The sequence below is a fragment of the Nocardioides humi genome (genome assembly GCF_006494775.1).
In the GTDB taxonomy this organism is placed as follows: Bacteria; Actinomycetota; Actinomycetes; order Propionibacteriales; family Nocardioidaceae; genus Nocardioides; species Nocardioides humi.
Window position 1 is genome coordinate 6,183,500 of sequence record NZ_CP041146.1, and the last position, 20,875, is coordinate 6,204,374.

General features: G+C 73.0%; 23 protein-coding genes. 6 read left to right on the forward strand and 17 right to left on the reverse strand.

Annotation, left to right across the window (positions count from 1 at the left end; translation table 11 throughout):
- The first annotated feature begins 29 nt into the window (after positions 1–29).
- The 5 genes from FIV44_RS29885 (at position 30) to FIV44_RS29905 (ending at position 5,153) form a co-directional block, all read left to right on the forward strand.
- Positions 30–1,085, forward strand: coding sequence for a thiolase domain-containing protein (locus FIV44_RS29885; RefSeq protein WP_141007616.1), 1,056 nt, complete (start codon positions 30–32; stop codon positions 1,083–1,085).
- Positions 1,085–2,248 carry a thiolase domain-containing protein gene (locus FIV44_RS29890; protein ID WP_141007617.1) on the forward strand — a complete coding sequence of 388 codons (1,164 nt, stop codon included), beginning with the start codon at positions 1,085–1,087 and terminating at the stop codon, positions 2,246–2,248. Before FIV44_RS29885 ends, FIV44_RS29890 begins: the two co-directional genes overlap by 1 nt.
- Before the next feature lie 126 nt (positions 2,249–2,374).
- Positions 2,375–3,001 (forward strand): hypothetical protein, encoded by a 627-nt coding sequence (locus FIV44_RS29895; protein ID WP_141007618.1) that lies wholly within the window; start codon positions 2,375–2,377, stop codon positions 2,999–3,001.
- Positions 3,002–3,187: 186 nt separating this feature from the next.
- On the forward strand, positions 3,188–3,955 hold the full coding sequence (gene map, locus FIV44_RS29900) for a type I methionyl aminopeptidase (RefSeq protein ID WP_141007619.1): 768 nt from the start codon (positions 3,188–3,190) through the stop codon (positions 3,953–3,955).
- 100 nt (positions 3,956–4,055) lie between these two features.
- Positions 4,056–5,153, forward strand: coding sequence for a carboxylate-amine ligase (locus FIV44_RS29905; protein ID WP_141007620.1), 1,098 nt, complete (start codon positions 4,056–4,058; stop codon positions 5,151–5,153).
- 3 nt (positions 5,154–5,156) lie between these two features.
- Here the strand turns inward: FIV44_RS29905 and FIV44_RS30980 are convergent, their stop codons facing one another.
- Both FIV44_RS30980 and FIV44_RS29910 read right to left on the reverse strand, forming a co-directional pair.
- On the reverse strand, positions 5,157–5,309 hold the full coding sequence (locus FIV44_RS30980; RefSeq protein WP_181410891.1) for a hypothetical protein: 153 nt from the start codon (positions 5,307–5,309) through the stop codon (positions 5,157–5,159).
- A gap of 53 nt (positions 5,310–5,362) precedes the next feature.
- On the reverse strand, positions 5,363–6,598 hold the full coding sequence (locus FIV44_RS29910; RefSeq protein ID WP_141007621.1) for a cytochrome P450: 1,236 nt from the start codon (positions 6,596–6,598) through the stop codon (positions 5,363–5,365).
- Between the two features lie 167 nt (positions 6,599–6,765).
- On the opposite strand from FIV44_RS29910, the gene FIV44_RS29915 reads away from it, so the two are divergent.
- Positions 6,766–7,929, forward strand: a complete 1,164-nt coding sequence (locus FIV44_RS29915) for a steroid 3-ketoacyl-CoA thiolase (RefSeq protein WP_141007622.1) — start codon at positions 6,766–6,768, stop codon at positions 7,927–7,929.
- A 39-nt stretch (positions 7,930–7,968) separates the two neighbouring features.
- Here FIV44_RS29915 and der read toward each other — a convergent pair whose 3' ends face one another.
- The 15 genes from der to FIV44_RS29990 all read right to left on the reverse strand — a co-directional run bounded on the left by der (position 7,969) and on the right by FIV44_RS29990 (position 20,872).
- Entirely contained in the window at positions 7,969–9,309 is a 1,341-nt protein-coding gene (gene der, locus FIV44_RS29920; RefSeq protein WP_141007623.1) for a ribosome biogenesis GTPase Der, read from the reverse strand.
- Positions 9,302–10,018, reverse strand: coding sequence for a lysophospholipid acyltransferase family protein (locus FIV44_RS29925; protein WP_246086716.1), 717 nt, complete (start codon positions 10,016–10,018; stop codon positions 9,302–9,304). The genes der and FIV44_RS29925 overlap by 8 nt, the downstream gene beginning before the upstream one ends.
- Before the next feature lie 102 nt (positions 10,019–10,120).
- Complete coding sequence (gene cmk, locus FIV44_RS29930) at positions 10,121–10,858, reverse strand: (d)CMP kinase (protein ID WP_141007624.1); 738 nt, start codon at positions 10,856–10,858, stop codon at positions 10,121–10,123.
- Positions 10,859–10,882: 24 nt separating this feature from the next.
- Positions 10,883–11,959 carry a prephenate dehydrogenase gene (locus tag FIV44_RS29935; RefSeq protein WP_246086717.1) on the reverse strand — a complete coding sequence of 359 codons (1,077 nt, stop codon included), beginning with the start codon at positions 11,957–11,959 and terminating at the stop codon, positions 10,883–10,885.
- A gap of 30 nt (positions 11,960–11,989) precedes the next feature.
- Positions 11,990–12,403 carry a VOC family protein gene (locus tag FIV44_RS29940; protein WP_141007625.1) on the reverse strand — a complete coding sequence of 138 codons (414 nt, stop codon included), beginning with the start codon at positions 12,401–12,403 and terminating at the stop codon, positions 11,990–11,992.
- Positions 12,396–13,220: a helix-turn-helix domain-containing protein gene (locus FIV44_RS29945; protein ID WP_246086718.1), complete on the reverse strand. Its 825-nt coding sequence runs from the start codon at positions 13,218–13,220 to the stop codon at positions 12,396–12,398. The genes FIV44_RS29940 and FIV44_RS29945 overlap by 8 nt, the downstream gene beginning before the upstream one ends.
- Before the next feature lie 16 nt (positions 13,221–13,236).
- Positions 13,237–13,989, reverse strand: a complete 753-nt coding sequence (locus FIV44_RS29950) for a pseudouridine synthase (RefSeq protein ID WP_141007626.1) — start codon at positions 13,987–13,989, stop codon at positions 13,237–13,239.
- Entirely contained in the window at positions 13,979–14,635 is a 657-nt protein-coding gene (gene scpB, locus FIV44_RS29955; protein WP_141007627.1) for an SMC-Scp complex subunit ScpB, read from the reverse strand. Before scpB ends, FIV44_RS29950 begins: the two co-directional genes overlap by 11 nt.
- A complete protein-coding gene (locus FIV44_RS29960; RefSeq protein WP_219996226.1) occupies positions 14,628–15,485 on the reverse strand; it encodes a segregation and condensation protein A in 858 nt (285 codons plus the stop codon). The genes scpB and FIV44_RS29960 overlap by 8 nt, the downstream gene beginning before the upstream one ends.
- Positions 15,486–15,492: 7 nt before the next feature.
- On the reverse strand, positions 15,493–15,813 hold the full coding sequence (locus tag FIV44_RS29965) for a hypothetical protein (protein ID WP_141008143.1): 321 nt from the start codon (positions 15,811–15,813) through the stop codon (positions 15,493–15,495).
- Positions 15,814–15,815: 2 nt separating this feature from the next.
- Entirely contained in the window at positions 15,816–16,739 is a 924-nt protein-coding gene (locus FIV44_RS29970) for a ParA family protein (RefSeq protein WP_219996228.1), read from the reverse strand.
- Positions 16,740–16,852: 113 nt separating this feature from the next.
- The gene (locus tag FIV44_RS33465) at positions 16,853–17,098 is read right to left on the reverse strand and encodes a type II toxin-antitoxin system PemK/MazF family toxin (RefSeq protein WP_141007630.1); all 246 of its coding nucleotides are present in this window, start codon (positions 17,096–17,098) and stop codon (positions 16,853–16,855) included.
- Positions 17,025–17,321 (reverse strand): ribbon-helix-helix domain-containing protein, encoded by a 297-nt coding sequence (locus FIV44_RS29980; RefSeq protein ID WP_141007631.1) that lies wholly within the window; start codon positions 17,319–17,321, stop codon positions 17,025–17,027. Before FIV44_RS29980 ends, FIV44_RS33465 begins: the two co-directional genes overlap by 74 nt.
- Positions 17,322–17,415: 94 nt before the next feature.
- Entirely contained in the window at positions 17,416–19,935 is a 2,520-nt protein-coding gene (locus tag FIV44_RS29985) for a DEAD/DEAH box helicase (protein WP_141007632.1), read from the reverse strand.
- On the reverse strand, positions 19,928–20,872 hold the full coding sequence (locus tag FIV44_RS29990) for a site-specific tyrosine recombinase XerD (RefSeq protein WP_141007633.1): 945 nt from the start codon (positions 20,870–20,872) through the stop codon (positions 19,928–19,930). The genes FIV44_RS29985 and FIV44_RS29990 overlap by 8 nt, the downstream gene beginning before the upstream one ends.
- Positions 20,873–20,875 lie beyond the last annotated feature (3 nt).

A 20,875-nucleotide genomic window follows, 5' to 3' on the forward strand; every position in this document is an offset into this window, starting at 1 on the left:
CGCTGCCGGCGAAAGGGAGACAACAAGTGATGCGTGACGTCGCCGTCGTCGGGTTCGCCCAGCGACAGATGCAGGACTACGACGGGTCGCCGACCTGTGCCGAGCTGCTCGTGCCGATCTTCGCCGAGTGCTACGAGCAGACGGGCTGGACGAAGAGGGACATCGGCTTCTGGTGCTCCGGCTCCTCGGACTACCTCGCCGGCCGGTCGTTCTCCTTCGTGAGCGCCATCGACGCGATCGGCGTGCTGCCGCCCGTGAACGAGTCGCACGTCGAGATGGACGCCGCCTGGGCGCTCTACGAGGCGTGGCTGAAGATCCAGACCGGCGAGGTCGACACCGCCCTGGTGTTCGGCTTCGGCAAGGCCTCGGCCGGCGTGCTGCGTCGTACCCTCAGCCTCCAGCTCGACCCGTACACCCTCACCCCGCTGTGGCCGGACACGGTCTCGATCGCCGCGCTCCAGGCGCGGCTCGGCATCGACGCCGGCCTGTGGGACGAGGCCGCGATGGCCGAGGTCGTCAACCGGTCGCTGACCGACGCCGAGAAGAACGAGTACGCCGTGCGGGCCGGCGGGTCGTCCGTCGAGGACCTCCTCGCCCGGCCGATGTTCGCCGACCCGCTGCGCAAGCACGACGCCGCGCCGGTCACCGACGGCGCCGCCGCGATCGTGCTCGCCGCGGGCGACAAGGCGCGCGAGGTCCGCGAGCGGCCGGCCTGGATCACCGGCCTGGCGCACTACACCGACGGACTCCAGCTCGGCACCCGCGACCTGACCCGCTCGGAGTCGGCGTCCCGCGCCGCGACCGCGGTGGGCGGGCTCGACGGGGTCGAGATCGCCGAGCTGCACGCGCCGTTCAGCCACCAGGAGCTCATCCTGCGCCGCGAGCTGGGCCTGGCCGACGACGTGCGCCTGAACCCGAGCGGCGGCGCGCTCGCCGGCAATCCGATGTTCACCGGCGGCGCGATCCGGATCGGCGAGGCCGCCCGCCGGGTCTGGGACGGCACCGCCGAGAAGGCGCTGGCGACCGCCACCAGCGGCCCGGCCCTGCAGCAGAACCTCGTCTGCGTGATGGAAGGAGCACTCTGATGGGCAAGACTCCCGCAGCCGTGATCGGCGTGGGCCAGACCCACCACCGCGCCAAGCGCGAGGACGTCTCGATGGCCGGCCTGTGCCGCGAGGCGATGGACCGGGCGCTCGAGGATGCCGGGATGACCCTGGACGAGATCGACGCGATCGTCGTCGGCAAGGCGCCCGACCTGTTCGAGGGCGTGATGATGCCGGAGCTGTACCTCGCCGAGGCGCTCGGCGCCGCCGGCAAGCCGCTGCTGCGCGTCCACACCGCCGGCTCGGTCGGCGGCTCGACCGCCATCGTCGCCGCCTCGCTCGTGCAGTCCGGGGTGCACCGGAAGGTGCTCACCGTGGCCTTCGAGAAGCAGTCGGAGTCCAACGCGATGTGGGCGCTCTCGGTGCCCGTGCCCTTCGTGATGCCGGTCCACGCCGGTGCCGGCGGCTACTTCGCCCCGCACGTGCGCTCCTACATCCGCCGCTCCGGCGCGCCGGACCACATCGGCGCGATCGTCGCGGCCAAGGACCGCACCAACGCGTTGCAGAACCCCTACGCCCACCTCCACAACGAGGGCACCACCGTCGAGTCGGTGCTGGCCTCGCAGATGCTCTGGGACCCGATCCGGTACGACGAGACGTGCCCCTCCTCCGACGGCGCCTGCGCCCTGGTGATCGCCGACGAGGACGTCGCGGCGTCGTCGCCGAACCCGGCCTGGATCCACGGCACCGTGATGCGCTCCGAGCCCACCACGGCCGCCGAGCGCGACCAGGTCAACCCGCAGGCGGGCCGGGACGCGGCCGCCGCACTGTGGAAGCAGGCCGGCATCACCTCGCCCATCGACGAGATCGACGCGGCCGAGATCTACGTGCCCTTCTCCTGGTTCGAGCCGATGTGGCTGGAGAACCTCGGCTTCGCCGCCGAGGGCGAGGGCTGGAAGCTGACCGAGGCCGGCGAGACCGCGATGACCGGGCGGATCCCCGTCAACTGCTCCGGCGGCGTGCTCTCCTCGAACCCGATCGGCGCCTCCGGCATGCTCCGCTTCGGCGAGGCGGCGCTGCAGGTCCGCGGTGCGGCCGGCGAGCACCAGGTCGACGGCGCCCGCAAGGCCCTCGGCCACGCGTACGGCGGCGGGTCGCAGTTCTTCGCGATGTGGGTGGTCGGCGCGGACCGGCCGACCAACTGACGGTTTCGCGCGCCCGGGAGGTGGCTAGGGTCACGGCGTGAACGACGCGCCGTACCCGCCTCCCCGCCTCCGCCGGGCCCGCCCCGCATCGGCCCGCCCGGCAACGGACCCGCGGTCGCCGCGCTGGTGCTGGGCATCGTCGCGCTCTGCGTGGCGGTCGTCCCGTTCGTCAACCTCGTCGGCATCCTCGCGGCGTTGGTCGGCCTGGTCCTCGGCGTGATCGGGATCGTGCGCGGACGGCGGATCGGGCGTCGTACCGGCATGGCCGCGTGGGGCATCGGCCTGTCGGCGGTGGCGATCGCCGTGTCCGTGGTGGTCGGGCTCTGGACCCTGCGCTACCTCGGCGACCTGTTCGACTTCGTCGACCCGCCCGAGCCGAGCGCGGAGATCGGCGAGTGGTTCCGCACCGACGACGGCGATCTCGCCGTCAAGGTCACCTCGGTGGAGTGCGCGCCCAGCCAGAGCGGGGCGGCCGACGCCCGCGTGTGCACCTTCGTCTTCGACGCCCGCAACGAGAGCGAGCGGACACTGCTGCTCGACCACATCAGGGTCAAGGCCGTCGTCGACGGCGCGTGGCGAGACCCGTCGCTCGAAGGCGAGAAGAGGCTGGCTCCCGGCGCCGCGAGCACCATCACCGGCCGGATCTCCGTCTACGGCGCGACGCTGGAGGGACTGGCCTTCGACGCCGACGACGCCTCCAGCCACAGCGCGGTCGTCGTGGATGTGAGCTCGGCTCAGAGGTTCCGCCAGTAGGTGGCGTCGTCGCGAGCGCCGCGAGGCGCGTGCGATGGCAAAGGCCACTTCGTTCAGACCTGGACGCGAAGGCAGGCTGGATCGCCTTTCGAGCGGCCGCAACGCCGCCAGTGTGCGTGCATCGCGGCGCGCAGCAGGCGGCACCTACTGACGGAATCTCTCAGGCGGATCAGTAGGCTCGACCCCGTGATCGAGCTGCGCACCCCCACCCAGATCGAGCAGATGCGCCCGGCCGGGCGCTTCGTGGCCTCGGTGATCCAGGCCCTCGCCGAGAAGGCCGACGTCGGGGTCAACCTGCTCGAGCTCGACGCACTCGCCCACCGGATGATCAAGGACGCCGGCGCGGAGTCCTGCTATATCGACTACCACCCGTCGTTCGGCGCCATGCCCTTCGGCAAGGTGCTCTGCACCTCGGTCAACGACGGCGTGCTGCACGGCCTGCCGTTCGACTACACCCTGCAGGACGGCGACCTGCTCTCGGTCGACTTCGCCGCCTCCGTCGACGGCTGGGTGGCGGACTCGGCGCTGTCGGTCATCGTCGGCACGCCGGACCCGAAGGACGAGTGGCTGATCGACGTCACGCAGCGGGCGCTCGACGCCGGCATCGCCGCCGCCCGGCCCGGCAACAAGCTGGGCGACATCTCGCACGCCATCGGCTCGGTCGCGCACGGCGAGGGCCTGAAGGTCAACCTCCAGTTCGGCGGCCACGGCGTCGGCCGGACCATGCACGGCGAGCCGCACGTCGCCAACGACGGGCGCGCCGGCCGCGGGCTCAAGCTGCGCCCGGGTCTGGTGATCGCGATCGAGCCGTGGTTCCTGCACGGCACCGACGAGATCGTGTTCGACCCCGACGGCTGGACGATCCGCAGCGCCGACGGCTCGCGCGGCGCCCACGTCGAGCACACCATCGCGATCACCTCCGGCGACCCGCTCGTCCTCACCGCTCGCGACTGACCCGTTCTACGCGGCCGACGCGCCCGGCGCTGCCGCCCGCGGCTGGCCGGGGGCCTGCGGGGTACCACCCCGTCACGACCCGAGCTGACGGCGAGGTGCCATGGACCGGCGAACCATGGGCGTCGAGGAGGAGCTCCTCCTCGTCGACCCCGAGACCCGCGCGGCCGTGCCGCGCGCCGAGCAGGTGCTCCGGCACGCGGCCGAGCACGACCTGGACCCGCTCGAGGAGCTCGACCACGAGCTGTTCGCCCACCAGCTGGAGACCCGGACGCCGCCGGTCACCGATGCCGCCGAGCTCCGCGGGCATCTCGTGCGCCTGCGGCGCCGCGCCGCGCTGGCCGCCGACGGCGCCGGGGTCCTGACGGCCGCCTCCGGCGCGGTCCCGCTGCCGGGCGCCCCGCCGCGGACCACCCGCGACGATCGGTACCTCACCATGGTCGAGACGTACGGCGAGGTGGCGCGCCCCGGCGGCACGTGCGGCCAGCACGTGCACGTCCGGGTCGACGGCGACGAGGAGGGCGTGCGCGCCATCGACTCGCTCGCGCCCTGGCTGCCCGTGCTCCTGGCGATCAGCGCGAACTCGCCCTTCTACCACGGCCGCGACACGCGCTACGCGTCGTGGCGCTCCCAGGCGTGGGCGCAGTGGCCCAGCGCCGGCCCGACCGAGGCGTTCGGCTCGGCCGCGGCCTACCACGCCCTGAGCCGGCAGCTGATCGCGTCGGGCGCGGCGATGGACCAGGGCATGCTCTACTTCGACGCGCGCCTCTCGGCGCACCAGCCGACCGTCGAGGTGCGCATCGCCGACGTGTGCACCGACCCGGACGACGCCACCCTGGTGGCGGTCCTGGCCCGGGCGCTGGTGTGTCGCGAGCTCGACGGCGGCGGGCTGCCGGCCGGCCGGTGGCGCGCCGAGCTGCTGCGCGCGTCCCGGTGGCGCGCGGCCCGCCACGGGCTCACCGACCGGCTGCTCGACCCGGTCACCGGCGTCCTGGAGCCGGCCCGCGCCGTCCTCGAGGGGCTCCTCGCCGCGGTCACCGACCAGCTCGAGGAGTACGGCGACGCCGACCTGGTGCGCGCCGCGATCCCGCGCGTGCTGGCCGAGGGCGGCGCGACGCGTCAGCGCGCCGTCCACGAGCGCAGCGACGGCAGCCTCCCGGCCGTCGTGGACGACCTGGTCCGTCGTACCAACGCCGGGTGAGGCTCAGTGGGTGAGGCCCCAGATGAAGCCGAAGATCCCGCAGGCCACGCCCAGTCCGACGATCAGCCACAGCGAGATCCACGCGAGGGAGTGCATCCCGTGCTGGTAGTGGTTCTCCGAGAACCCCGGGAACTGCTCGGCGTTGACGTCGCTCACGGACAACCTCCTCATGATCGGCCTGCTCCTCGCACCGAACGCTACTGCATCGCTCAGCCGTAGTTGACCTGCATCTCCTTGATCGCGTTGAGCCAGCCCGAGCGCAGGCGGCGCGGCTCGGCGGCCAGCGAGATGTCGGGGGCCAGGTCGGCGAGCGCGTTGAAGATCAGGTTGATCTGCAGGCGGGCCAGGTTGGCGCCGAGGCAGTAGTGCGCGCCGTGGCCGCCGAACGCGACGTGAGGGTTGTTCTCGCGCAGGATGTTGAAGGTGAACGGGTCGTCGAACACCTCCTCGTCGAAGTTCGCGGAGGCGTAGAACAGGCCGACCCGGTCGCCCTTCCTGATCGCCTGCCCGGCGAGCTCGGTGTCCTGCTTGGCGGTGCGCTGGAACACGGTGACCGGGGTCGCCCAGCGCACGATCTCGTCGATCGCCGTCTCCGGACGGTCGCGCTTCCACAGCTCCCACTGGTCGGGATGCTCGAAGAAGGCGTGCATGCCGTGGGTCGTGGCGTTGCGGGTCGTCTCGTTGCCGGCGACGGTCAGCAGGATCACGAAGAAGCCGAACTCGTCGTTGGTCAGCGCGCCGTGGTCGTCGTCCTGGCCGACGCTGATCAGCTTGGTGACGATGTCGTCCTGCGGGTGGGCGCGCCGCTCGTTGGCGAGCTGGTCGAAGTAGCCCAGGATCTCCATGGAGGCGATCGCCGGGTCGGCGTCGATCTCCGGGTCGTCGTACCCCATCATCTGGTTGGACCACTCGAAGAGCTTCTTGCGGTCCTCCTGCGGTACGCCGAGGAAGTCGGCGATCGCCTGGAGCGGGAGCTCGGCGGCGATCTCCTCGACGAAGTCGCCGCTGCCCTTGGCGACGGCCTGCTCGACGATCTCGTAGGCGCGCGCCTTGAGGGCCTCCTTGAGGGAGGCGATCACGCGCGGGGTGAACCCGCGCGAGACGATGCCGCGCATCTTGGTGTGGCTCGGCGGGTCGTGGTGGATCAGCATCGCGCGCTGGACCTCGACCTGGTCGCGGGTCATGTCGGGCGCGAACCGGATGATGACGCCGTTCTCCATGGCGGACCAGTTCTCGTTGTCCTTCGAGACCTGGCGCACCTCCTGGTGCCGGGTGCACGCCCAGTAGCCGGTGTCGAGGAAGCCGGCCCGGGCCTCGGGCACCTGCTCGATCCAGCGGATCGGCTCCGTCGCACGCAGCGCGCGGAACTGGTCGTGCGGCAGGGCCACTTCGTTGATGTCGGGATCGGTGGGATCCCATCCCGCCGGAATGAGGAGCTCGGTCACGCCACGAACCTTTCACGCTGGACAGCCATGGGGGTGGAACACGTTCTAGAGCCACCGTACAAAGCATCGCGCCAATACGAAAGGGTTTCGTGAAAGGACTTTCCTCCGGCGCGTCGCGGGTTGGACGATGGGTAGAACGTGTTCTACTTCGGTGCTACCGTGCCGTCATGGGCAACCCCGTGATCGTCGAAGCAGTCCGCACTCCCCTGGGCAAGCGCAAGGGCTGGCTGGCCGGCCTCCACCCGGCCCAGACCCTGGGCTTCGTCCAGTCCGAGGTGCTCCGTCGCGCCGGCGTCGACCCGGCGCTGGTCGAGCAGGTGATCGGCGGCTGCGTGACCCAGGCGGGCGAGCAGTCCAACGACGCCGTACGCCGCGCCTGGCTGTACGCCGGGCTCCCCCAGGCCACCGCCGGCACCGCCCTCGACGCGCAGTGCGGCTCCGGCCAGCAGGCCACCCACCTCGTCAACGACATGGTCGCCGCGGGCACGATCGATGTCGGCATCGCGTGCGGCGTCGAGATGATGTCCCGCATCCCCCTCGGCGCGAACGTGCCGCCCGGACTGGGCGACCCGCGCCCGGCCGACTGGTCGATCGACATGCCGAACCAGTTCGAGGCGGCCGACCGGATCGCCAGGAACCGCGGCCTCACCCGCGCCGACCTCGAGTCGCTCGGCCTGGCCTCGCAGCAGAAGGCGGCGGTCGCCGTCGACGAGGGCCGGTTCAAGCGCGAGATCGCCGCGATCGAGGCGCCGGTGCTCGACGACGAGGGCAACCCGACCGGCGAGACCCGCCTCGTCGACGCCGACCAGGGCCTGCGCGCGACCACCGCCGAGGGCCTGGCCGGGCTGCGCACCGTGCTCGAGGACGGTCTGCACACCGCCGGCACGTCCTCGCAGATCTCCGACGGCGCCGCGGCGCTGCTGATCATGGACGAGGACCGGGCCCGGGCGCTCGGGCTCGCCCCGCGGGCCCGGATCAAGGCGCAGTGCCTGGTCGGCTCCGACCCCTACTACCACCTCGACGGCCCGATCGACGCGACCCGGCGCGTGCTCGACAGGACGGGCATGGCGATCGGCGACATCGACATCTTCGAGGTCAACGAGGCCTTCGCCTCGGTCGTCCTCTCGTGGGCCGGCGTGCACGGCGTCGACCTGGACAAGGTCAACGTCAACGGCGGCGCGATCGCGCTCGGCCACCCGGTCGGCGCCACCGGCGTCCGGCTGATCACCACGGCCCTGCACGAGCTCGAGCGCCGTGATCAGTCGACCGCGCTCATCTCCATGTGCGCCGGCGGCGCCATGGCCACCGGCACGATCATCGAGCGGATCTGAGCCCGGCCTCGACCTCCGCCGGGAGCGAGGGCCGGCCGGCTACCTCCGGGAGCGCTTCTCCCGCGGCTGGACCTTGATCTCGATCGGCGTGCCCACGAAGCCGAACTCCTCGCGCAGCCGGCGCTCGACGAACCGCTCGTAGCCCTGGTCGAGCCGGCCGGTGGTGAACAGCTTGAACACCGGCGGGGCGCTCTGCACCTGGCTGCCGAACAGGATCCGCGGCTGCTTGCCGCCGCGCACCGGGTGCGGGTGCTCGGCGACGATCCGGCCGAGGAAGGAGTTGAGCGCGCCGGTCGACACCCGGGTCTCCCAGCCCTCGATCGCACGGTCGAGGGCGGGGACGAGCCGGTCGACGTGCCAGCCGGTCTTCGCGGTGATGTTGATCCGCGGCGCCCACTGCACCTGGACGAGGTCGCGCTCGATCTCGCGGTCGAGGTAGTAGCGGCGCTCGGCGTCGACGAGGTCCCACTTGTTGAAGGCGATCACGAGCGCCTTGCCGGCCTCGCGCACCTCCTGGAGGATCCGCATGTCCTGCTCGGCGATGGACTCGTTGCCGGCGAGCACGAGCACGCACACCTCGGCGCGCTCGATCGCGGTCGAGGTGCGCAGCCACGCGTAGTACTCGTGGCCGGATGCCTCCTTGACCCGCTTGCGGATGCCGGCGGTGTCGATGAACCGCCACTCCCGGCCCCCCAGCGACACCAGCTCGTCGACCGGGTCCACGGTCGTACCGGCGACGTTGTCGACGACGACCCGCTCCTCGCCGGCGAGCTTGTTGAGCAGCGACGACTTGCCGACATTGGGGCGCCCGACGATGGCGATCCGCCGCGGCCCGCCGATCTCCTGCTCGAGCCGGTCCGGCGCCTCCGGCAGCACCGCGAGCACGGCGTCGAGCAGGTCGCCCGAGCCGCGCCCGTGCAGCGCGGACACCGCGAAGGGCTCCCCCAGGCCGAGGTTCCACAGGCCGTGGGCCTCGGCCTCGGCGCGCTCGTCGTCGACCTTGTTGGCGGCGAGCACGACCGGCTTGCCGGACTTCCGCAGCACCCGGACGACCGCCTCGTCGGCGTCGGTGATGCCGATGGTCGCGTCGACCACGAACAGCACGGCGTCGGCGAGGCTGACCGCGATCTCGGCCTGCGCCTTGATCCGCTCCGCCATGCCGCGGGCGTCGGGGTCCCAGCCGCCGGTGTCGACGAGCGTGAACGCCCGCCCGGCCCACTCGGCGTCGTAGGAGACCCGGTCGCGGGTCACGCCGGGGACGTCCTCGACGACCGCCTCGCGGCGGCCGAGGATCCGGTTCACCAGGGTCGACTTGCCGACGTTCGGGCGGCCGACGACGGCCAGCACCGGGACCACCCCGGCCGGGGTGTCTTCACTCATCACGCTCTCCTTGCGGGAGCGGGCCGGGCAGGCTCCGCCCCGTCTCGTCCAGGGCTCCGGCCAGCTGCCGCTGCATGTGGTCGCGCAGCACGGCCGAGGTCGAACGGACATTCTCCCGCGTCCGGGGCCACGGCACCGCATCGACGGCGTACGGCTCCCCCACCACGATGTCGATCCGCGCCCCCTTGTGGGGCAGCGAGCTGCTGGACCCGCCCGGGTCGCGCGAGCCCAGGAAGGTCAGCGGTACGACGGGCGCGCCGGTCACCAGGGCGAGGTACGCCGCGCCGCCGTGGAAGGTCTCCAGGTCCCCCGGGCCGCGGGTGCCCTCGGGGAAGACGCCGACCGCGTGGCCCTCGCGCAGCACCCGCAGCGCGATCCGCACCGCGGCCGGGTCGGTGCGGAACCGGTCGAGCGGGATCTGACCGGTCGCCCGCAGGAAGCCGCCCAGGGGCCCGGCGAACATCTCGATCTTGGTCAGCGCGTGCACCGGCCGGGGCGCGAAGATCGCCATCAGCGGACCGTCCACGAAGCCGATGTGGTTGGCCGCCACGACCGCCGGACCGGTCGCCGGGAACCGCCCGGCGTGGTGGACCCGGACGTCCCAGCGGCGCCGGATCAGCCACTGCGACGTACGCCGGCCGCGCACCAGCAGCCCACGCGCCGGGGTCCGCACCGCATGACTGCGCGGCACCTGGTGATGCGCGCTCACGCGCGCTCCATCACCGGTATCGCGTCGCGACCAAGACGTGGGGCTTGGAGGTGTCCAGGTGCGTGCATCGCAAGGCGGCGGAGCGACGGCATACCGGGTTGTCTACCGAGCTTCGCCAACGCCGTGAGGCGCGTGCCTGGGCGACTCCGGGCCCGCGCCTTGGCCGCGACGCGCTACCAGGCCCACCACGACGTCGACGACCTCGTCCAGGGTCAGCTCGGTGGAGTCGACGTGGACCGCACCGTCGGCCATGGTCAGCGGCGCGACCGCCCGGCCCGAGTCGATCCGGTCGCGGGCGAGCAGGGACTCCCGGGTCGCGGTGACGTCGGCGCCGCCGTTCTCCAGCGCCCGGCGGGCGGCCCGGGCCGCGGGATCGGCGGTGAGGTAGACCTTGAGGTCGGCCTGCGGCCAGACCACGGAGCCGATGTCGCGGCCCTCGACGACGATGCCGCCGCGGGGTCCCGCGGCGGGGGCGATGATCTCCCGCTGGAGGTCGACCAGCCGGGCGCGCACCTCGGGCACCGCGCTCACGGGTGAGACCGCGCCGTTGACCTCGTCGCTGCGGATCTCGACGGAGACGTCGCGGCCGTCCACCGTGATGGTGGGCGCGAGCGGGTCGGTGCCGGACGCGAGGACAGGCTCCGCGGCGCGCGCGGCGACCGCGGCCGGGTCGTGCACGTCGACGCCGTGGTGCAGCATCCACCAGGTCACCGCGCGGTACTGCGCCCCGGTGTCGAGGTAGCGCAGGCCCAGCCGGACGGCGACCGCGCGGCAGGTGCTCGACTTGCCGGAGCCGGAGGTTCCGTCCACTGCGACCACGACATTCACCGGCACGTCCACGGGCGGAACCTTACCCGTGGCACGTCAGGACAGCGTGGCCCAGCCCCGGGACTCCAGCACGCTCCGCAGCTCCTCGGCGCGGTCCGCGACGACGTCGATCTCGACGAGTCCGACGGGGCGGCCGGGGTCGTGGTCGATGCGGACGTCCTCGATGTTGACCCCGCTGTCGCCGGCGTCGGCGAACAGCCGCGCCAGGCCGCCCGGCTGGTCGGGCAGGGCCACCCGGACCGCGGCCATCGGCTGCGGCGCCGCGCCGTGCTTGCCCGGGATCGCGCGGGTGCCGGCCTGCCCGTAGGCCAGCAGCGACTCCAGGCCGACCCGGTCGCCCCCGGCGACCGCCTCGAGCGCGAGGTCGAGGCGCTCGCGGATCTCGGTGAGCAGGGTCGCCACGGCGCTGGCGTTGCCGCTGATGATCTGGCTGTAGAGCTCCGGGTCGCCGCCGGCGACCCGGGTGACGTCGCGCACGCCGGTGCCGGAGAGCGCGAGATGGTCCGGCGCGGCCCCGGCGAGGGTGCCGGCCACGAGCGAGGCCATCAGGTGCGGGACGTGGGAGGTCCGGGCCACCGCCCGATCGTGCTCGACCGGGCTCAGGTGGACGGGGACCGCCCCGCAGACCAGCGCCAGCGCCTCCACCACCCGGGTCGCGGCCGGGGTGGCGTCGGGTCCGGGCGTGATCGCCCAGGGCCGGCCGTCGAACAGCTCGGCGCTCGCCGAGAGCGGACCGGAGTGCTCGGTGCCCGCCATCGGGTGGCTGCCGACGTACCTGCTCAGCCCCGGATGCCCGCCGACCGCGGCCAGCGGTCCGGCCTTGACGCTGCCGACGTCGGTCACCACGGTCTCCGGCCCGGCGGCGTCGAGGGCGCGCGCGATGACGCCGCCCAGCGCGTCCGGGGGTACGGCGACGACGACCAGCTGCGGCACGTCGTCCTCGGCGCGCGGCCGGCCGGCGCCGAGGCCGGTCGCGGTCCGCACGTGGTCCGGGGTGCTGTCGGTGAGCAGCACCTCCAGGCCGGCGCGGCGGCAGGCCAGCGCGATCGAGGTGCCGATCAGGCCGGTCCCGACGATCTCGACCGGGCCCGCGAGCACACTCGTCTCAGACACGCAGGCAAGGCTAGGACATGGCCCGCAGGGTCAGCCGCTCGCCTCCGCACCCGGCTGGTAGGACCCGAACGACCAGTGGTTGCCCTCGGGGTCGCGGACGCTGCCGCCGCGGCCGCCGTAGTCCTGGTCGACCATCGCGCGCTCGACGCTCGCGCCGGCGGCCACCGCGGCCTCGAAGACGGCGTCGGGGTCGTCGGTCACCAGGTACACCGCGCCCGAGCCCGACGGCTGGAGCGGGCTCTCCGGCCGGACCGCGCCGAACATCAGCCCGCCGCCGCCGGGCCACAGCCACTCGGCGTGGACCACGGTGCCGGTGTCGTCGCGGTAGGTGCCGTGCTCGACGAAGCCGATCGCCCGCAGCCAGGCGGTCATCGCCTCGACGTCGCGGAACTGCACGGCCGGCCAGAGCCGGACGGTCGCTGCTGCTGTCGCTGTCTCAGTCATGCTCCGATCCTGCGCCTCCGCCGTCACCGCGGTCTTGAACGAACGGGAACTCCTCGCGCAGCCAGGTCGTCGGCGTGCACCCGGCCAGCGCACTCCACTCCCGGGTGAGGTGCGCCTGGTCGGCGTACCCGCAGGACGCGGCGACCTCCGCCAGCGGACGGTGACCGAGCAGCCGCCGCGCCGCCTCCAGGCGCGCCACCCGCTGGTACGCCTTGGGAGCCAGCCCGCACTCGGCGCGCACCAGCGAGGACAGCCGTCGCCGGCTGTAGCCCACCTCGGCCGCGGCCGCCTCCACGCCGGTGCCGGAGGTGAGCAGGGCCAGGGCGTGCGCCACCTCCGCCCGGGGCTCCGGGTCCCCCGCGCGCGCCGCCAGCCCGGCGAGGGTGCGGTCGACCAGCGCGACCCGCGCCGCCCAGGCCGGGGTCGCATGCAGCCGCTCGGGCAGCTCGCGCAGCGCCGGCGGTACGACGGCCTCGTCGAGGTCGGTCAGCGCACCCGCCAGGTCGGCGGCGGGCCGGCCGAGCAGCACCCGCGCGCCCTCCAGGGTCAGCGCGAGCTGGATGCCCTGCTGCGCGCCGTCGTGGTGGATGGCGGCCGGCTCGGTGTGCAGCCCCGACAGCGAGCCCCACGCGGCGTGCAGGCTCGCCGGGCGTCCTGCCCAGGAGACCCGCAGCGGGTCGTCGATCGGCAGCACGAACGTCAGCGTCGTCGACGGGAGCCCGCGGTGGACGCCGGGCGCGCCGAAGGCGACGTCGTACGGGAGCCGTGCGACGACATAGCGCCGCAGCGCGGCGGGCACCGGTGGGGCCGGGATCACCCTGTCCACGGTAGGTCTAGAGGCCGACCAGCTCCAGCAGCTGGCCGAGCTCGTCGTCGGACAGCTCCCGCAGGGTGCCGCCGCGCAGGGTGCCGAGCTCGATCGGCCCGAACCTCGTGCGGCTCAGCTGGCGCACCGGGTGGCCGACCTGGTCGAGCAGGCGCCGCACGATGCGGTTGCGGCCCTCGTGGATGACCAGCTCGACGATCGACCTCTCCGCCGAGGTGTCGATGACCCGCGCCCGGCGGACCTCCACCGGGCCGTCGTCGAGCGTGACCCCGGCGAGCAGGTCGGCGACCGTGCCCTTGGCGAGGCGGCCGGTCACCTCCGCGACGTACGTCTTCTCGACCTCGAAGGACGGGTGCGCCATCCGGTGCGCGAAGTCGCCGTCGTTGGTGAGCAGCAGCAGGCCGGAGGTGTCGGTGTCGAGCCGGCCGACATGGAAGAGCCTCTCCTTGCGGTCGGTCAGCAGGTCCGAGAGGGTACGGCGGCCCTGCGGGTCGGACATCGTGGAGACCACCCCGCGCGGCTTGTTGAGCACGAGGTAGACGTGGTCGGAGACCGGCGGCAGCCGCTTGCCGGACACCCTGATGACGGCGGTGCGGGGGTCGACCTTGGTGCCGAGCCGGGTGACGACCTCGCCGTCGACCTCGACCTCGCCCTCGAGCATCAGCTCCTCGCAGCGGCGGCGCGAGGCCACGCCGGACTGGGCGAGCAGCTTCTGCAGCCGGACCAGGCCGTCGTCGTCGACCGCGATGTCACGCGTCACGGGCAGGCTCCTCGGCGGACTCCTCGACAGACTCCTCGGCGGGCTCCTCCGCGCGCTCCGGCTCCGACGCCGGGGCGAGCTCCTCCTCGACGTCGGCGAGCTCGGGCAGGTGGGGCGCGAGGTCGGGCAGCTCGTCGAGGGAGACGATGCCGATCCGCTCCAGGAAGTACGCCGTGGTGCGGTACAGCGTCGCGCCGTGCTCGCCGTCGCGCCCGGCCTCCTCGACCAGGCCGCGGCTGATCAGGGTCCGCATCACGCCGTCGACGTTGACGCCGCGGACGGCCGAGACCCGGGCCCGGGAGACCGGCTGCTGGTAGGCCACGACGGCGAGGGTCTCCAGCGCGGCCTGGGTGAGCCGGGCCTGCTGGCCCTCCAGCACGAACGCCTCGACGACCGGGGCGTACTCCTCGCGGGTGTAGTAGCGCCAGCCGCCGGCGACATTGCGCAGCTCGAAGCCGCGGCCCTGCTCGTCGTACTCCGTGGCGAGGGCGGTCAGGGCCTCGGCGACCTGCGGCTCCGGATAGCCCACCGCGGTGGCCAGGGCGACCGCGTCGAGCGGCTGGTCGGCGACCATCAGCACGGCCTCCAGCGCGGGGCGGAGGTCGGCGACCGGGACGGGCAGCGCCTCGTCGGTCTGTTCAGTCATGCGGGGTCTCCTCCGGGGGCGGCTCGTCGGCCGGTGCCGCCCCGTCGAACTCGTCGGTGATCAGGTCCTCGATGTCGACCTCCTCGTCGCCGGTCCAGCGGACGGTGAGCTCGCCGAGCGGGGTCACCTGGTCGAAGGCGACGGCCCCCTCCCGGAACAGCTCCAGCAGCGACAGGAACCGCGCGACGGTGGTCAGCGTGTCCGGCGAGTCGCCGCACAGCGCCCGGAAGGTGAGCGTGCCGCTGCGGCGCAGCCGGTCGACCACGACCGCGGCCTGCTCGCGCACGCTGACGGTCGGGGCGTGGATGTGGTGGAGGGTCAGCTGCAGCTCCGGCGCCGGCGTCATCGCCTTCGCCGCCAGCGCGGCGAACTGGTCCAGGCCGATCCCGATCAGCACCTCGGGCAGCAGGCCGGCGAAGCGATCCTCCAGGCCCACGGCCCGCGGATGGCGCCGCGACTCGGCCTGCAGTCGCCCGTCGAGCACGGCCGCGACCTGCTTGTAGGCCTTGTACTGCAGCAGCCGGGCGAACAGCAGGTCGCGCGCCTCCAGCAGCGCGAGGTCCTCCTCGTCCTCGACGTCGCCGGCCGGCAGCAGCCGGGCGGCCTTGAGGTCGAGCAGGGTCGCCGCGACCAGCAGGAAGGAGGTGGTCTCCTCCAGCGCGTCGTCGGGGAGCTGCTTGATGTGGGCGATGAACTCGTCGGTGACCTGCGAGAGCGCGATCTCGGTGACGTCGAGCTTGTGCTTGGAGATCAGGCTCAGCAGCAGGTCGAACGGGCCCTCGAAGTTGGCCAGGCGTACGGCGAAGCCGCCGTGGCCCTCCTGCTCGGCGTCCGCCTCGAGCTCGCTCACACCTGCATCATGACTCACGCAGGCGCCTGACCAGCGCGGAGCTCTCCCCCTCGGCCTCGAGCTCGCCCAGGACCAGGTGCAGCGCCTCGCGGACCAGGCGGCCGCGGTCGACCACCAGGCCGTGCTCGCCGCGCAGGGTCAGCCGGGCCTTCTCCAGCTCCATCAGCTCCGCCGAGGTGACGTAGACCGTGATCTTCTCGTCGTGACGGACCCGGCCGCTCGGGCCCTTCTGCGGCACGGCGTCCGGCGCCAGCTCGGCGGGCGGGTCGGGAACGGCACGGACGGTGGGTTCCCCGGTGGGCCGGAACAGGTCGTCCGCGGCCGGCATGCTCACACGTCGAGACACCGCAGCGCCACCTCCTTCGCGAGCTGGCGGTACGCCTCCGCCCCGCTCGAGCCGGAGGCGTACGACGTGATCGGCTCGCCGGCGACGGTGGAGTCGGAGAACTTGACGGTGCGGCGGATCACGGTGTGGAAGACCTGGTCGCCCCAGGCCTGCACCAGCCGCTCGAGCACCTCGCGACCGTGGAGCGTGCGGCCGTCGTACATGGTGCCGAGGACCCCGTCGACCTCCAGCGCGGGGTTGAGCCGCTGCTTGACCTTGTCGATGGTCGCCTTGAGCAGCGCCACGCCGCGCAGCGCGAAGTACTCGCACTCCAACGGCACGATCACGCCGTGGGACGCGGTGAGCGCGTTGACCGTCAGCAGGCCGAGCGAGGGCTGGCAGTCGATGAGGATGACGTCGTACTCGGCGATGGCAGGCGCCAGCACCCGCTGCAGGGTCTGCTCGCGGGCGACCTCGTGCACCAGCTGCACCTCGGCCGCCGAGAGGTCGATATTGGACGGCAGCAGGTCCATGCCGGGGACGCCGGAGGGCACCACGACCTCGTCGAGCGTGGTCTCCGGGTCCATCAGCAGGTTGTAGACCGTGCTCTCCATCTCGTGCGGGTTCAGCCCGAGGCCGACCGACAGCGAGCCCTGCGGGTCGAAGTCGACGAGCAGCACCCTGCGGCCGTACTCCGCCAGCGCGGCACCCAGGTTGATGGTCGTCGTGGTCTTGCCGACGCCGCCCTTCTGGTTGCACATCGAGATCACCCGGGCGTTGCCGTGGGCGGTCACCGGCCGCGGCTCCGGCAGCACCGGCATCGGCCGGCCGGTCGGGCCGATCTCGCCGCCGGCGGTCTGGACCGCGGCGCGGTCGGCCTCGGGCTCGGGCTCGGGCGCCGGCTCGGGCGCCGGGAACTGCAGGGTCATGGCGTCCTCCGTCCCGTCCGTGCCGAGCGGAACGTCGCTGCCGGGCGCCGGGACCGGCATCCTCGGCGGCATGTCGGGTGCACTGGATCCTCCGTGGAAGCCGACCATCGCCCTCACCTTTGCTGGAGTGGTTGCGGGCTCCTTCCCCAGAGCCCGGGACTCCTCCATCCAACAATGTCGACACGGCGACATTCGGGAGGCGCGCCGCGGGAGCCCACCCGCACCTCGGTACCGATGCCCTTCACGGTCGACGTGATCGGCGCGACGGTCACATTGCTCAATGCGTCACGAGCAAGCTCGCGCGTGAGGACGACGACCGGTCGCGTCTTGTCGACCCGGGCGAGATGAATGTCCCGCATCAGTCGAGATCGGGGTAGACGCGTCCCTCATGCATGCCTTCGAGATCTGGATATCCCCGGTCTCCCGATAGATCTCGGCATCCCGGGCGGCCCCCACCTGCCGCTGGTAGCGCCGCAGCGCCGTCGTGGTCACCGCCGCGCGCGAGCCACCGCCCTCGGCGACCTGCTGGTCGATCCAGGCGACGAGATCGTCCGGCAGCCGCACGGCGATCTGAGTGCTCACGAGCATGATGGTACCCATCTGGGATGCACTGGAGGACGACTCGACCCTGCGCCCTTCCGGCCGTCTCGGCAACCGGTCATCCACAGGCTCCGGATCACCCGGTCAGGCTGACCATCTCCAGCGTCCGTACGACGGCCTCGCCCGCCTCGTCGCTGGCCGCGAGGTCGACCTCGGCCCGGATCACCCAGTCGTGGTTGCCGTCCGGGTCGTGCAGCGTCTGCGTGGCGACCCACCGGCCGCCCGCCCTCTCGACCGCGAGCAGCGCGGGCCCGCGGGCGTCCGCGTCGGTGAGCAGCCGGTCGTGCTCGGCGTAGTAGTCCTCGATCGCGGCGTCCCAGTCCGACTCCGTCCAGTCCGACTCGCCCCGGTCCGCGCCGGCGTCGAGCGCGGCCAGGGCGGGCACGTCGTCGCGGGCGACCAGCTCCACCCGGCGCCACAGCGCGTTGCGCACCATGACGTCGAACACCCGGCCCTGCTGGCTGAGCGGACGCGGCGGGGGCGGAGGGGCGTGGTGGCTGACCTCGCGCGAGGCGTGGGCCGGGTCGTTGAGCGCCTCCCACTCGTCGAGCAGCGAGGAGTCGACCTGGCGGACCGTCTCGCCCAGCCAGTCGACGAGGAGCTCCAGCTCCTCGGTCCGGTACGACGCCGGGACGGTCTGCCGCAGCGCGCGGTAGGCGTCGGTGAGATAGCGCAGCACGAGTCCCTCGGAGCGGGCCACCTGGTAACGGGAGACGAGGTCGGTGAAGCCCATCCCCTGCTCCCACATCTGCCGGACGACCGACTTCGGCGCCAGCGCGTCGGGCGCGAGCCAGGGATGCCGCTCCCGGTAGGTCTCGAAGAGCGGCTCGAGGAGGTCGGCGAGCGGCTCGGGCCAGGTGATGTCCTCGACGAGGGCCATCCGCTCGTCGTACTCGACCCCGTCGGCCTTGAGCGCCGCGATCGCCTCGCCGCGCGCGGCGTGCCGCTGGGCCATCAGCAGCGGCCGCGGCGTCTCCAGGGTCGCCTCGACCACGGACACCACGTCGAGGGTGTACGACGGCCCGTCGGGGTCCAGCACGTCGAGCACGGCCAGCGCGAAGTGCGACAGCGGCTGGTTGAGCGCGAAGTCCTCCGGCAGCGCCTCGGTCAGCACGTAGCGGCGGCCGAGCCCGTCGACCTCGTCGAGCCGGGTGAGCACCTCGGAGGTCACCAGGCTGCGGGCCAGGCGCACCGCGCGCTTCGCGAGCCGGAGCCGGCTGCGCCGGTCCTCGTGGTTGTCCATCAGCAGTCGCCGCATGACCGGGAACGCGTCCTCCTCGCGGGAGACGACGTTGACGAGCATCGCGTTGTCGACCTTCATCTGGCTCTTCAGCGGCTCGGGCCGCCCCTCGACCAGCTTCGCGAAGGTCTGCTCGGTCCAGACGACGGTTCCCTCGGGCGGCTTCTTCAGCTGTGCCTTGGAGTTCTTCTTGCCGGCAGCCCGGCGCTCCTCCGCCTTCGCCTTGGCCTTCTCGTTCTCGATGACGTGCTCGGGCGCCTGGACGACCACATAGCCCGCCGTGTCGAAGCCCGCGCGCCCCGCCCGTCCGGCGATCTGCAGGAACTCCCGGGTCCGCAGCACCCGCTGCCGGCTCCCGTCGAACTTGGCGAGCCCGGTGAAGAGCACGGTCCGGATCGGCACGTTGATGCCGACGCCGAGGGTGTCGGTGCCGCAGATGACGGTGAGCAGGCCGGCCTGGGCGAGCTGCTCGACGAGGCGGCGGTAGCGCGGCAGCATCCCGGCGTGGTGGACGCCGATCCCCTGCCGCAGCAGCTTGTTGAGGGTCTTGCCGAAGCCGGCCGCGAAGCGGACGCCGGCGATCCGCTCGGCGATCCGCTCCTTGCGGTCCTTCGGCAGCACCACGTCCAGCCGGCCGGGTCCGCTCAGCAGGGACACGGCGTGCTCGACCGCGGCGGCCTGGGTGAAGTGCACGACGTACACCGGGCCCTGGCCGGTGGTCACCAGCTCCGCGAGCTTGTCCCCCATCGGCTCCAGCGACCAGGAGAAGTCCAGCGGGACGGGGCGCTCGGCCTGGTCGACGATCGTCGTCTCGCGCCCGTTGCGGCGAGTCAGGTCGGCGGCGAGCTCGGTGGTGTCGCCGAGCGTGGCCGACATGAGCAGGAACTGCGCCTGGGGCAGCTCGATGAGCGGCACCTGCCAGGCCCAGCCGCGGCCGGGCTCGCCGTAGAAGTGGAACTCGTCCATGACGACCATGCCGACGTCCGCCGCGGCGCCCTCGCGCAGGGCGATATTGGCGAGCACCTCGGCGGTGCAGCAGATGACCGGGGCGTCGGCGTTGACGGCGACGTCGCCGGTCAGCATCCCGACGTCCGCGGCGCCGAACACCTCGACGAGGTCGAAGAACTTCTCGCTCACCAGCGCCTTGATCGGCGCGGTGTAGAAGGTCACCCGGTCGTCGGCGAGCGCCGTCATCGCGGCCGCCATCGCGACGAGCGACTTGCCTGATCCGGTCGGGGTGGCGAGCACGACGTTGTCGCCGGCCAGGAGCGAGAGGATCGCGTCCTCCTGGTGGGGGTACAGCGCGAGGCCGCGCCCCTCGGCGTACTCCAGGATCCGGTCGTAGGCGTCAGCCATGGCGGGCCCTCGGGTGCGCGGTGGCGAACACCTCGCGCAGGTTGTCGACGGTCACCAGCGTGTAGACCTGGGTCGTGGTCACCGACGCGTGGCCGAGCAGCTCCTGGACGACGCGCACGTCGGCGCCGCCGTCGAGCAGGTGCGTGGCGAACGAGTGCCGCAGCGTGTGCGGCGACACGTCGCGGGTCACCCCGGCGCGCTCGGCGGCCTTGACCAGCACCGCCCATGCCGACTGGCGCGACAGCCGGCCGCCGCGGGAGTTGAGGAAGAGCGCGGGCGTCGGCTTCGCGACGAGCGCGGGCCGACCCCGGACGAGGTACGCCGACAGCGCCGCCCGCGCGAACGAGCCCACCGGCACCAGCCGCTCCTTGCCGCCCTTGCCGCGCAGCAGGACGGTGTTGTCGTCATGGTCCTCACCGAGGCCGGAGACGTCGTCGACGTCGAGGCCGACGGCCTCCGAGATCCGCGCCCCGGTGCCGTAGAGCAGCTCGAGCAGCGCCCGGTCCCGCAGCGCGAGCGGGGTGCCGGGGGCGCCCGCCGCCTCCAGGATCGCCTCGACGTCGGCCAGCGGCAGCGCCTTCGGCAGCCGCTTGGCGGGGCTCGGCGGCTTCACGCCGGCGGCCGGGTCGGCCTGCGCGAGGCCGTCGGCGACCGCGAACCTGTGGAAGCCGCGCACCGCCACCACGGTCCGGGCCGCCGAGGAGGCGCTCAGCGGCGGGTGGTCGGCGTCGCCCTCGCGCAGCCGCGCCAGGAACGCGGTCACCGTCGCCTCGGTGACGGCGTCGAGCGCGTCGATACCCGCGGCCGCGAGGTGCTCGCGATAGCGCCGCAGGTCGCGCCGGTACGACGACAGCGTGTTCGCCGCCAGTCCCTTCTCGACCACCAGGTGGTCCAGATACGTGCGGACCGCCCGGTCCACCGCACCTGTGCCACTCACGCG